This is a genomic window from Mesorhizobium muleiense (assembly GCF_900099905.1).
GTDB lineage: Bacteria > Pseudomonadota > Alphaproteobacteria > Rhizobiales > Rhizobiaceae > Mesorhizobium > Mesorhizobium muleiense.
Window position 1 is genome coordinate 30,564 of sequence record NZ_FNEE01000019.1, and the last position, 12,536, is coordinate 43,099.

General features: G+C 63.5%; 12 protein-coding genes. 3 read left to right on the forward strand and 9 right to left on the reverse strand.

The window, feature by feature from the left end:
• Window positions 1-132 precede the first annotated feature (132 nt).
• Complete coding sequence (locus tag BLT09_RS25260) at window positions 133-996, reverse strand: DMT family transporter (RefSeq protein WP_091598094.1); 864 nt, start codon at window positions 994-996, stop codon at window positions 133-135.
• A 106-nt stretch (window positions 997-1,102) separates the two neighbouring features.
• On the opposite strand from BLT09_RS25260, the gene BLT09_RS25265 reads away from it, so the two are divergent.
• Window positions 1,103-2,506 (forward strand): aminotransferase-like domain-containing protein, encoded by a 1,404-nt coding sequence (locus BLT09_RS25265; protein ID WP_091598097.1) that lies wholly within the window; start codon window positions 1,103-1,105, stop codon window positions 2,504-2,506.
• A 21-nt stretch (window positions 2,507-2,527) separates the two neighbouring features.
• Here BLT09_RS25265 and BLT09_RS25270 read toward each other — a convergent pair whose 3' ends face one another.
• From BLT09_RS25270 to BLT09_RS25280, 3 genes are all read right to left on the reverse strand, one after another.
• A complete protein-coding gene (locus BLT09_RS25270; protein ID WP_091598100.1) occupies window positions 2,528-3,028 on the reverse strand; it encodes a MaoC family dehydratase in 501 nt (166 codons plus the stop codon).
• Window positions 3,029-3,258: 230 nt separating this feature from the next.
• Window positions 3,259-3,687 (reverse strand): phasin family protein, encoded by a 429-nt coding sequence (locus BLT09_RS25275; protein WP_091598103.1) that lies wholly within the window; start codon window positions 3,685-3,687, stop codon window positions 3,259-3,261.
• A 95-nt stretch (window positions 3,688-3,782) separates the two neighbouring features.
• Window positions 3,783-5,078: a DUF445 domain-containing protein gene (locus BLT09_RS25280; RefSeq protein ID WP_091598106.1), complete on the reverse strand. Its 1,296-nt coding sequence runs from the start codon at window positions 5,076-5,078 to the stop codon at window positions 3,783-3,785.
• 198 nt (window positions 5,079-5,276) lie between these two features.
• Between BLT09_RS25280 and rirA the strand changes: the two genes are divergently transcribed.
• Window positions 5,277-5,738 (forward strand): iron-responsive transcriptional regulator RirA, encoded by a 462-nt coding sequence (rirA, locus tag BLT09_RS25285; RefSeq protein WP_091598109.1) that lies wholly within the window; start codon window positions 5,277-5,279, stop codon window positions 5,736-5,738.
• A gap of 219 nt (window positions 5,739-5,957) precedes the next feature.
• Here the strand turns inward: rirA and BLT09_RS25290 are convergent, their stop codons facing one another.
• Genes BLT09_RS25290 through hemP form a run of 5 tightly spaced genes read right to left on the reverse strand, consistent with a single transcriptional unit; the run spans window position 5,958 to window position 10,107 of the window.
• Complete coding sequence (locus BLT09_RS25290; protein WP_091598112.1) at window positions 5,958-6,746, reverse strand: heme ABC transporter ATP-binding protein; 789 nt, start codon at window positions 6,744-6,746, stop codon at window positions 5,958-5,960.
• 25 nt (window positions 6,747-6,771) lie between these two features.
• On the reverse strand, window positions 6,772-7,872 hold the full coding sequence (locus BLT09_RS25295; RefSeq protein WP_091598115.1) for a FecCD family ABC transporter permease: 1,101 nt from the start codon (window positions 7,870-7,872) through the stop codon (window positions 6,772-6,774).
• An 11-nt stretch (window positions 7,873-7,883) separates the two neighbouring features.
• On the reverse strand, window positions 7,884-8,750 hold the full coding sequence (locus tag BLT09_RS25300; RefSeq protein WP_167366536.1) for a heme/hemin ABC transporter substrate-binding protein: 867 nt from the start codon (window positions 8,748-8,750) through the stop codon (window positions 7,884-7,886).
• Window positions 8,751-8,797: 47 nt separating this feature from the next.
• Window positions 8,798-9,859, reverse strand: coding sequence for a hemin-degrading factor (locus BLT09_RS25305; RefSeq protein WP_091598121.1), 1,062 nt, complete (start codon window positions 9,857-9,859; stop codon window positions 8,798-8,800).
• Between the two features lie 11 nt (window positions 9,860-9,870).
• On the reverse strand, window positions 9,871-10,107 hold the full coding sequence (hemP, locus tag BLT09_RS25310) for a hemin uptake protein HemP (protein WP_091598124.1): 237 nt from the start codon (window positions 10,105-10,107) through the stop codon (window positions 9,871-9,873).
• A 206-nt stretch (window positions 10,108-10,313) separates the two neighbouring features.
• Here hemP and BLT09_RS25315 point away from each other — a divergent pair, with 206 nt between their 5' ends.
• Window positions 10,314-12,533 carry a TonB-dependent hemoglobin/transferrin/lactoferrin family receptor gene (locus tag BLT09_RS25315; protein WP_091598127.1) on the forward strand — a complete coding sequence of 740 codons (2,220 nt, stop codon included), beginning with the start codon at window positions 10,314-10,316 and terminating at the stop codon, window positions 12,531-12,533.
• The last annotated feature ends 3 nt before the right edge of the window (window positions 12,534-12,536 follow it).

Sequence of the window (12,536 nt, forward strand, 5' to 3'; positions counted from 1 at the left end):
CAGGCTCCGCGGCCGGAAGAGGGGTGCTCCAGCTTGGCACCGACAGCACTCCGGCCAGCACCCCTCTTCCGTCTTGGCGCTGCGCGCCAATCCACCTTCTCCCACAAGGGGAGAAGGAAGAAGGGCTGGCGCCTATCTAGCATATTTCTTCGCACCGACCACGCAGAGCACGACGGCGGCGGTGACGGCGATCATGGCGGGGCTGACCTGCTCGTGCAGCAGCATTGCCGCGAGGCCGAGGCCGAAGAAAGGCTGCAGAAGTTGCAACTGCCCGACCGCGGCGATGCCGCCTTGCGCCAGCCCGCGATACCAGAACACAAAACCAATCAGCATGCTGAACAGCGAGACATAGGCCAGGCCGATCCAGGCGGCCTTGCCGACGTTTTCGATCGACGGTGGCATGGTGATGAGCGTCAGCGCCAGCATGACCGGCAGCGACAACACCAGCGCCCATGAGATCACCTGCCAGCCGCCAAGTTTGCGCGACAGCGTGGCGCCTTCCGCATAGCCCAGTCCGCACACGATGATTGCTGCCAGCATCAGCATGTCGCCAAGCGGCGAGGCCGAGACACTTTGGGTCATTGCAAAACCGGCAACCAGGGCGCTGCCAAGGCATGAAAACAGCCAGAAAGCCGGTTTGGGGCGATCGCCGCCGCGAATGACGCCGAAGATCGCGGTCGCCAGCGGCAACAGGCCGATGAAGATGATGGAATGGGCCGAGGTGACGTGCTTGAGCGCCAGCGCGGTCAGCAGCGGAAAGCCGACCACGACGCCGAGCGCCACGACGGCCAGCGACAACAGATCCTGCCGTTCCGGACGCTTCTGGCGAAAGACGAGCAGGAGCGCGAGGCCGAGTATGCCTGCAGTGGCAGCGCGGGCGACGGTCAGGAAGGCCGGATCGAAATCCATCACCGCAACCCGCGTTGCCGGAAGCGATCCGCTGAAAATCAGCACGCCTACGAATCCGTTGATCCAGCCGCCCGCCGTCTTGTCCATCGCACGCTCCTGATGTTCTCGCCCTCTATCGGGCCGGACCTATGGCACCGCCAGAGACAATGAGGTACAGTTCGATAAAACTGTCATGGTAGCTTGAGCAGTACGGATGGACGAGCAGGCGACGGCAAATGAGGGCAGCGGGACGCTCGTCGAAAGCGTCATGACGACGATCAGGCACAGGATCGCCGCGCGCAGCCTGACACCGGGAACGCGATTGCCTTCGATCCGGGCTTTCGCGAAAACCATGCAGGTTTCGAAATCCACAGTGGTCGAAGCCTATGAGCGTCTTGCCGCAGAAGGCGTCATCCGCTCGCGTCCCGGCTCGGGTTTTTACGCCGCCGGACCGCTGGCTCCCTTGTCGCTGGCCGAGATCGGCCCCAGGCTTGACCGTGTCGTCGATCCACTCTGGGTTTCGCGCCAGTCGCTGGAAGCCGGCGACAGTGTGCTCAAACCCGGCTGCGGCTGGCTGCCTGCCTCGTGGATGCCGGAGGCTGGATTGCGCCGGGCGCTGCGGACAATGGCACGCGGCGAAGATGTCACGCTGACCGATTACGGCACCCCGCTCGGGCTGCCGCCGCTGCGGCATCTGCTCGCACGGCGCATGGCAGAGCATGGCATCGAGGCGTCTCCCGACCAGCTCATGCTGACGGAATCGGGCACCCAGGCCATCGATCTCCTGTGCCGGTTCCTGCTCGAGCCGGGCGACACGGTGCTGGTGGACGACCCCTGCTATTTCAACTTCCATGCCCTGCTGCGCGCGCACCGGGCCAAGGTGGTCGGCGTTGCCTACACGCCGTCGGGACCGGATATCGAGCTGTTTGCGCAGGCGCTGGTCGAGCACCGGCCGCGCCTCTACATCACCAATTCCGCGCTTCACAATCCAACGGGTGCAATTCTGTCGCCGGTCGTCGCCCATCGATTGCTCAAGCTCGCCGACCAATCGGATCTGACGATCATCGAAGACGATATCTTTGCCGATTTCGAACACACCCCCGCACCCAGGCTGGCGGCGTTCGACGGGCTTAGTCGCGTCGTCCATATCGGAAGCTTCTCCAAGACGCTTTCGGCGTCGGTGCGCTGCGGCTTCATCGCGGCTCCGCGCGACTGGATGGAAGGACTGACCGATCTCAAGATCGCCACGTCCTTCGGCAGCGGCAGGCTTGCCTGCCAACTGGTGCTGACGCTGCTGAAGGACGGCAGCTATCGCAAGCACGTCGATCTGCTGCGCACGCGGCTTTCCCGCGCTATGGCTGAGACAAGCACCCGCCTGAAGGCGATCGGCATCGTGCCGTGGATCGACCAGCCGACCGGCATGTTCTTGTGGTGCAGACTGCCGGAAGGCGTCGATGCAGCTGATATAGCCCGCCGCGCCTTGCCGGCCAATGTCGTTCTGGCGCCCGGCAATGCGTTCAGCCTGTCCCAAACCGCCAGCCGTTTCCTGCGCTTCAACGTCGCGCAGTCGGCGGACGAGAGAATTTTCAGGACGCTCGAAGAGGCGATGTCGCGTTGATTTTTCGCTGCTCTTCGCCCCTCACGGCCCTGCCCGCCTGCGCCGCCGCTCATAGAGCATGACCAGGGTTTCGGCGGTCAGCGCCGGCTTCTTCTCACCTTCGATCTCAACGATGTTGGCCGCCTTCATCAGATACTGGCCGGGGCCCTTGTCCTCCATGGACAACAGCGTGATCCGCAGCCTGATGCGCGCGCCGGCCCTGACCGGCGCCAGGAACCGCACCTTGTCAAAACCATAATTGAAGACGGCTTGCGTGTTTTCCGGCACGATGCCCATGTCGAGCGCCAGCGCGCCGATCATCGACAGCGTCAGATAGCCATGCGCGATGGTGGCGCGGAACGGGCTCTGCCGCTTCGCCCGCTCTGGATCGACATGGATCCATTGGCGGTCGCCGGTGCATTCGGCGAACTGGTCGATGCGGCTCTGGTCGACCGTCGTCCAGTCCGACACGCCAAGCTCCTGCCCTGTCATCGTCCTGAGCTGTTCGTAGGTCGGCGGCGGCCTCAGCCGTATTTGCGTCATTCCTGCTTTCCCGATCGCTTGCCCTGCCTCCGGACCACGAACCGGCCGCCTCTGTCAATTCGCTCGGTGTGTTCCGCCGCGATATCCTCGGCCGGATCGCGCCAGTGCCGGTGTAGAGCTGGCAACAGGATTATCGAGCAAAAGGAACTTTGTGCGCCTCGGCGGGACCAACACCAAGGCTTTCGCCAGCCGGGATGACGACAGAAAAGTCCAGCGGCTTGGGAAACAGCCTACTTCTTGTCGTAGCCGCTGCGGATTTCCTCCATCGCCTCCTTGATGCGCTCGCGCAGGATCTCGACCGATTCGGTGCCGGATTTCCTGGCCAGTTCGGCCACCTCGCCGGCATTCTTCAATGCGGTTTCGAAGGATTTCCTGGCGAACGCCGTTTGCTTGGCCATCAGCTCCCGAGGATCGCCCGGCGCCCTGTAGTCCTGTGCCATGTCGGCGATCTCGTGCAGCGTGTCCTGCAGCAGCTCGCGTTGCCTGGAGAGCATCGACGACGCTCCGGCAGCACTTGCCCTGGCCGACTTTTCGAGTGCCTCGAGGTTCTTGCGATGATGGCTGAGGATCGCCTCGACATCGACGTTCGGCAGCTTCAGGTCGCGGCCGAACCTGCCGAACATGTCGATGAAGGTGTCAGATTCCGGTCGCTTTGCCATGGTGGTTTTCCTCTGTTGCTGCGAATTCGGCAGCTGAAGAGAAACAATAGAACAGCGGAGCTTCGCGGTCCATTCGGCCGCGCACACATCGCGCCTCAGCCGACGAGGAACAGCCGTTCCAAAGTGTGGAGCACGACGCCGGCCAGGCCGCCGATGACCATGCCGTTGAAGCGGATATATTGCAGGTCCCTGCCGATGTTCATTTCGATCAGCCTGGTCAGTTGCGCAAGGTCCCAGCGCTTGACCTGATCGGCGATGAATTTCGAGACGCCGCTCTTCTGGCTTTCGACGAACGACGACAGCGCAACGATAAACCCCTGGTTCATGTCGGCCCTGATCTGGGCGTCACCGGCAAGATGGCGGCCGACCTCGACAAACATGTTGGCGAGATGGGCGCGGATCATCGAATTCGGCGCCTTGGCGTCGTGCTCGATGAACACACTGAGGCTTTCCCACATGTCGCCGGCCAGCGCCTTCAGCTCCGGCCGGGCGAGGAAATCACGCTTCAGTTTCTCGGCGCGCTTGGCATATTGCTTGGACGTCCTCAGCCGCTCGACGAAGCTCAGGACAAAACGGTCGAACTCGGCGCGCATCGGGTGATCGGGATCGGCCCTCACCTCGTCGAGCAGCGAACCGGCTGAGGCGACGATCTTCTTCAGCAGATAGGCGTCGGCGCGAAACAGGTTGAACAGCGACGGCAATTCCTCGCGGATCTTCTCGCGCATCGTCGCCAGCGCCGCCTCGTCGCTCAGGAAGCGGCCGACGACCTTGGTGAATTCGTCGAACAGTCTTTGGTGGCGGCGATCATCGGTCAGCACCGACAGCAACTCGGCGGCGAGCGGCGCCAGCGGCACCTTTTCGATCTGCTCCAGCATGCGGCTGCTGACGAAGCCGCGCAGGCCGGATTGCTCGATCGCCGCCAGTGTCTGCGGCACCAGCCGGCCGACGAAATGCGACAGATCGGCGGCGCGGTTGGGGTCGGCAAGCCAGTCGGCAACGAGCGCGGAAAAATCGACCTCGGCAAGCTTTTCGCGCACCGGTTCGGGCGCCAGGAAATTCACCTCGATGAAGCGGCCGAGATTGTCGGCGATGCGGTTCTGGTTCTCCGGGATGATCGCGGTGTGCGGGATCGGCAGGCCGAGCGGCCGTCTGAACAGCGCCACCACCGCATACCAGTCGGCCAGCCCGCCGATCGTCGCCGCCTCGGCGAAAGCGGCGACGAAACCCAGCCACGGATAGCGGCCCTCGAACGACTTGGCCATCGCAAAGATGAGGACGCAGAGCGCGAGCGCTGCGGTGGCGACGACTTTTGTGCGCCGAAGCGCCGAAAGCTTGGCCTCCGCGTCGGCATCGAACCGGGCGGATGCCAAAGCCGGTGATGATTGTGGCATGGATGAACTGCTCCTGGTCGATGTCGCGGACTTAACTTAGTGATCCGCCCACCCGAATGCGCGCCATATCAGGGTCGTGGTTTGCACGACCGCCCACACAAACATGATAAAAATATTCAACTATCATGCGGCGCTTGTCTGGAATTATTCCAAGGTATAGGCCATATTAGGGTTGAGCTATTGCTTCGTGAGGACACAATGCGGCTGACACGCCAGACCAACTACGCCATGCGCATTCTGATGTATTGCGCCGCGAATACCGACCGGCTGAGCCGCATCCCGGAGATCGCTGCCGCCTATTCGGTGTCCGAGCTCTTTCTTTTCAAGATCCTGCAGCCTTTGGTCGAGCATGGTCTGGTCGAGACGGTGCGCGGCAGGAACGGCGGCGTCAGGCTCGGCCGGCCGGCCGAATCGATCACCCTATTCGACGTCGTGCGCGTGACCGAAGAGAGCTTCGCCATGGCCGAATGCTTCGAGAACGACGCCGCCGAATGTCCGCTGGTCGACAGTTGCGCACTGAATTCGTCGCTGCGCGAGGCGCTCAACGCCTTCTTCGCCGTGCTCGAGCGCTATACGATCGCCGACATGGTGGCAGCGCGCCCGAACGTGCGCCACCTGCTCGGCATCGACATGCTGGTGCAAAGGGCGCCGGCCGCTTGAGTCGGGTCGAGCCATAGCCGAACAGCGCTTGCAACTCTCCCTTCTCCCCTTGTGGGAGAAGGTGGCCTCGCGAAGCGAGGTCGGATGAGGGGTGTTCCAGCTTGGCACCAACAGCGTTCCGTCCAACACCCCTCAACCGTCTTGGCGCTGCGCGCCAATCCACCTTCTCCCACAAGGGGAGAAGGAAGAAGGGGCGGCGCCGACCTTGCCAGCTGGAACTTACACCGCTGACTGCGGCAGCACGAACGGCATGTCTCCGGCCGGCAGCACGCCGACCCGCAGCCGGCAATCGAATACTTTTTCGATCAGATCGTCGCTCAGCACGTCCTGCGGTGAGCCGGTGGCGGCAAGCCTGCCGCGGTGCATGACGAAGATCCGGTCGGCATACATCGCCGTCAAATTGAGGTCATGCAGGATCGCGACAACGCCGCCGCCCCGCCTGGCGAAATCGCGGGCGATGTTCATGATGATCAATTGGTGCTTGATGTCGAGGCTGGAAACCGGCTCGTCGAGGAAGAGATAGCGCGGTTTGCCGTCGAGGACCGGCGCCCAGACCTGGCAGAGCACACGGGCCAACTGCACGCGCTGCTGCTCGCCGCCCGAAAGCTCCTGGTAGAAACGGCCGGCAAAGCCGTCGAGATCGACGCGCGCCAGCGCCCGTTCGGGCAGGCGCTCGTCCTCGCCGGGCAGCGCGCCCGAGCGCCCGCCGAGCAGGCCAAGCCTGACGATCTCTCGCACCGTGAACGGAAACGACAGCGTCGTCGCCTGCGGCAGCACGGCGCGCAGCATGGCTGCCTCGACCGGCTTCATCACCGACAGGTCGCGACCGTTGATGGTGACCTCTCCCGAATAGGCAAGATCGCCGGACAGCGCCCTCAGGAAGGTCGTCTTGCCCGAACCGTTGGGACCGACGATGGCCGCGATCTCACCGGGCCGCATGTCGAAATCGACATTGGCGACGATGCCCTTGCCGCCGATCGCCACAGAGACATCCCGCGCTTCGATCATGCAAACCCCTCTCACAGGTCACCTCTCATAGGTCAATAACCCCACGCTTGCGCAGCAGGATCCAAAGGAAGAACGGCGCGCCGGCGATCGCGGTGACGATGCCGATCGGCAGCTCCGCCGGCGCCACAATGGTGCGGGCGACGGCGTCGGCCAGCAGCAGCAGGCAAGCGCCAAGCAGGGCCGAGGCCGGCAGCAGATAACGATTGTCCGGGCCGATGGCCAGGCGCAGCAGATGCGGCACGACGATGCCGACAAAGCCGATGCCGCCGCTGACGGCGACAGACGCCCCGACCGCCGCCGAGACGCCGACGATGGCCGTGTATTTCAGCCGCTGCACCGGAATGCCGAGATGGCCGGCGGTGGCTTCGCCCAGCGCCAGCGCGTTGAGGCCGCGCGCCAGGAACGGCATCGCGGCCAACGCCAGCACGATCACCGGCCCAACGGAGCCGATTTTCTGCCAGGTCGCGCCGGCGAGCGAGCCGAGCTGCCAGAAAGTCAGGTCGCGCAACTGCCGGTCGTCGGCCATGAAGATCAGGATACCGGTCAGCGCCATGGCAAGGGCCGCCAGCGCGATGCCGGCGAGCAGCATGGTGGCGACCGAGGTTTGGCCGCGCCGGGTGGCCACCTGATAAAGCACCAATGTCGTCGCCAGCCCGCCGCAGAACGCCGCCAGCGGCAGAGCGAGTGTGCCCAGCATCGAAGTTATCGGCGCCAGCACTGTGGCGCCAAGCACGATGACGGACACCGCGCCGAGGCTCGCTCCGGCCGAAACACCGATGAGACCGGGGTCTGCCAGCGGGTTGCGGAACAGCCCCTGCATCACCGCGCCGGAGACGGCCAGTGCTGCGCCGATCAGCACACCGAGCGTGACGCGCGGCAGGCGGATGTCGTAGACGATCAGGCGGTCGCGCGCGCTCAGCGCCTCATTGCCGGGTGCTGCACCCAACAGCCAGTCGCCGACGACGCTGACGGCCGAGGCATCCGATGCGCCTGATGTCAGCGACAACAGGACGGCAACGGCAAGTCCGAGGCACAAAGCCAGGATGGCGATGCGCGCGCGCCCCGAGCGGTCGCCGTCGGATGCTGTCGCCACAGTGCCCGCACCAGCGATCGATTGATCCACCATCGGGCGCCCGCTCAGTCCGCGGCCTGCCCGCCGTAGAGCGAGGCGGCAAGGTCGCGGATGACGTCGGCGGTGCGCGGCCCGAAGCCGAGCAGATAACCGCCATCCATGCGGACCACCTTGCGCGCCGTGCCCGCCGGTGTCGACCGGATGGACGGGTTCGCGAACAATTCGTCGTCCGACACGCCGGGACCGGCGTTGTTCATCATCAGGATCACGTCGGGCCTGGCGGTGATGACAGCCTCGTCGGACAACTGTTTGTAGCCGGAATAGCCGTCGACCGCGTTGACGCCGCCCGAAAGTCTGATGATGCCGTCGGCGGCGCTGTTGCTGCCGGAAGCGAGAATCTTGCCGCCCCGCATCGACAGCACGAACAGGACGCGCTTGCGGTCCTTGATCGAGGCGGTCTGCTTTTCGGCGGCCTTCAGCTTGGCGTCGATCTCGGCTGCCAGCGCAGCGGCCTTGGCGTCGGCGCCAAGCGCCTTGCCGACGATGCGGATCTTTTCGAGAATGCCTTCGTGGTCGTAGCGCTCGGGCACCTCGATGAACGGGATGCTCGTCTTCTTCAGCACGTCGACGGTTTCCTTCGGCCCGCTGCCGTGCAGCGCCAGGATGCCCGACGGATTGACCGACAGCACGCCTTCCGGCGACAGCTGGCGCATGTAACCGACGTCAGGCAGCTTGAGCGCCGCCTCGGGATATCGGCTGGTCGAATCGCGCGCGACCAGCCGATCCTGCTCGCCGAGGGCAAAGACAATCTCGGTGATCGAACCGCCGATGGCCGCTATCTTCGACGGGTCCGCAAAGACCTCCGTGCCTTCGGCAGCGCGGGCCGGCAGCGCGAAGGCCACGCAAAGGCACATCGTGGCCCCAAGCGCCATTCCAAAAACACGCGCCCGTTCAAGCAAAGCAGCCATTGTGGTTGTCCTCAGGCTGCGGTCGGGCTTGGAATGCGCGGCAGGTTCTCTGCCAGAAACCGCCAGTCCTCGCGCTCGCTTTCGCCTTCGTGGCGCTTGCCGAAGAACTGGATGATCATCTTGCCGTCGGCGCCATAGGCTTCGAGAGACGTGACATGGCCATCCTTGGTCGGCTTGCGCACGGCCCAGACCTCTTGGATGTGGTCGGCCCGCAGATGCAGGTGGAAGGTCTCGTCCAGCACGTTGATCCACGGCCCCATCGGCTTGATCGACTTGATCGGGCCCGAATGGATCTGGATGCAGCCGCTATTGCCGACAAAGCACATGATCGGCATCTCGCCCTCAGCGGCATGATGGAACATGGCGCTGACGGCATCGTTGTCGAGCAGCCAGGCGTAATCCTGGCCAACCATGCGCAGCGCCTGGCGGCGGTCGAGCTTCAGCGTCTTCAGCATGCCGAAGAACTGATGCACGTCGGTCAGCCGGCTCCAGCGGTCGCGCAGATCGTCGACGTCAGCGGAAGCGGCGGAAGCCTTGGCCTCGCTTTCAAGCCCGCCTTCTGAAATCGAAACCGTCGACTCCTGGTTTGGCGATTCAAGTTCGGCCACCAGCTTCTGATAGGCATAGAGGTTCGACGCCGGCCGCAGATGCACCTTGTGCACCGCCACGCCTGCTGCATCGAAGAACTGCAGGCTGCGCCTGATATCGCCGCCGTCGCGCTTTTCGACGGCAAAGCCGTGCGCCCAGGCTTTCGGGAAGATGCGCAGGTCGATGTTCTCGCCGAGCACCATGGCATTGTGGTTGCCGGTCACGACCTTGTCGTAGACGCCAATCTTCTCGTGCACGGCGCTTTCATTGCGCGTCAGCGCCATGACCTCGCCGACGGCCTCGAGGCCGGTCAAAAGATCATTGACGCGCGGCTCGACGCGGAGGACGCCGTCGCCGCAATGCGCGGCGACCAACTCGGCCTCCGAAATGCCAAGCTGGGCGGCGAGATCGCGCTCGCGCGTCTTCGGATTGTCTGCCCGCGCCCGCCGGATCTCGTGCGGCGCGGGCCTTACGCGCTGGTCCATATTTTTATTACCTACTTGTTGAGGATGAGCTTGCCCTGGCGGGTGATTTTTAGCCGGTAGAGCGCTCCGTGATGCTCGATGCCGATCTCGTGCTCGCCCTGGAACAAGGCGTTGCTGGACAGGGTCCTCACCGTCAACGCAATCCGATCGAAACGAGCCGAATTGTCGTCGGAACGGCGGACGCGATCGCGAAAGTCATTGGGCCGAAAGTCATTGGGCCGAAAGTCCTTGGGATTGTGCGTGTTCATCTGGTTCGATCCCTTTCCTGGGCCGGGCCTGGTCGGCTGGGGCGGCGGTGCGTGAAATGCCGATTCATTTCTTGACTTGAATACTCATGTTTACTAGTCAGTGCAATACCGGACTAGATGAGTCAAGATTTAAGAAGCCGGACACGACGAAAAATGCCGGCGCATCAAGCCGGCCAGCATCGAACCAGGATTTTTGGAGTTGGGGCATGGGGTTGGGGAATTGGGGACGGCTGGGTCTGGCGAATAGCAACCCAGATCCGGAGCATCGATCGATGGCAACGGGCATGGCGGCATTGCTGGCGGGCGCTGCGGCGATCGCTCTGCTTACCCCGTCGGCCAATGCCCAACAGGCCGCCCAACCTGCAACAGATCAGCAGCAGGCCGAACAGGCGCAGACGCCTGAACAGCCGGCCGCGGCAGGCGCAACGCTGCTCGACCAGATCCTGGTCGTCAGCCGCACTGGCGAGACGGCGATCGATTCCCTGGCTTCGGTCAGCCATATCGATCAGGAGCAATTGCAACGCCGCATGGCGACGACGCCCAACGAGATGCTGTTGGGTGTGCCGGGTGTAGCGGTCCAGGCCGACGCAAGGCGCGTCAGCTCCAGCGTCAACATCCGTGGCTTGCAGGATTTCGGCCGCGTCGCGGTCATCGTCGACGGAGCGCGGCAGAATTTCCAGCGCTCCGACCACGGCCCGCAATCGACCTTCTATATCGACCCGGAACTCATCAAATCCGTCGACGTCATTCGCGGCCCGGTCGCCAACACCTACGGCTCGGGCGCCATTGGCGGCGTTGTCCTGTTCGAGACCAAGGACGCGAACGACTATCTTCGCGACGGCGAGACATGGGCGGCGTCTGCGACCGGACGCTATGAGAGCAACGGCGAAGGCTGGACGACCAGCGCTGCCGGCGCCTACCGTTTCAACGAAAACTGGGATGTCCTCGGCAACATCGTCTATCGCGACTATGACGACTACAAGGATGGCGGCGGCGATACGGTCGACGGCACCGGCTTCGACGTTTTGAGCGGCTTGCTGAAGACAACCATCCGCCCCAACGAAAACAGCGAACTGAAGCTGGGCTGGAATGGCACGAGCGACGGCTGGAACGAGGTCAGCGGCGGCACGCCGGTGAATGACGTCGACCTCGAGGCGAATACCTTCACGGCGCGCTACAACATCACCGATGCGGACAAGAGCTGGCTCGATCTCCACGTCAACGCGTCCTACAACAAGACCAACATGGAGATGACGAGCCTGGTTCCGCAAAACCGCTTTGATCCAGTCACCGGTCTTCCCATCGTCCTGCCGGCGGGCTCGATGTCGACCTTCGATGTCGGCACTTCGGGCATCGACATCTGGAACACCTCGCGGTTCGAAACCGCCGGCATTGCGCACGAGCTGACCTATGGCGGTGACTGGGTTGGCGACGACGTCGAGACGGGTGGCGACGCAGGCGGCGCCAGTTTCTATACCCCTTCGGGCAATCGAAACGTTTCCGGCGCCTACATCCAGGACAAGCTCACCTGGGGCTGGCTCGAAATCATCGCCGGCCTGCGTTACGACAGCTACAAGCTGGAAAGCGATGTCGGCGAAACCTCCGGCGACCGGCTGTCGCCGCGCATCACCGTCGGCGTCTCGCCGTTCGAAACCGCCAGCCTTGCGGGACTGCAATTCTACGGCACCTATGCCGAGGGATATCGCTCCCCGTCGCTGTCGGAAACCCTCATCAGCGGCAATCATCCGGCAGGCGTCAGCTTTCCCTTCCTCCCCAATCCCGATCTGAAGCCTGAAACCGGCAAGACCGTCGAATTCGGTGTCAACTACAAGCACGACGACATCGTCGAGGCCGGCGACGCGTTTCGTTTCAAGGCGGCCTACTTCAACAACGATGTCGACGACTACATCGAAGGCGTCACCTTGTCGGCCTTCGACCCGACCAGCGGCTGCCCGTTCGGCCCCGGCATCCCGATCTGCTTCCAGTACCAGAACTTTGCAGAAGCCAGGATCCGCGGCTTTGAAATGGAAGCCGTCTATGACGCCGGCTGGGGTTTCGCCGGGCTTTCCGCGTCGATCATCGATGGCCACACCATCTCCTACGACGGCGAGCGGGCAGACCTTGTCACCGTCCCCTCTTCGCAGGTCACCGGGCAACTCGGCTTCCGCTTTCTGGAGGACAAGCTGACCGTCGGCGGCGAGGTGCAGTATAATGGCAGGCCGAAGGGCAATCCGGTGGCCAGGGACTACACGCTGGTCAACGTCTTCGCCAGCTACCAGGCGACCGACAATCTCAAGGTCGATTTTCGCGCTGACAATTTGTTCGGCGTCAAATACACCAACCCGTTGAATGCACCCGCCACTGTTGTAGTTTACGAGCCTGGCGTCACGCTGAAGCTGGCGGCGACAATGCGATTTGGAGGCTGACGA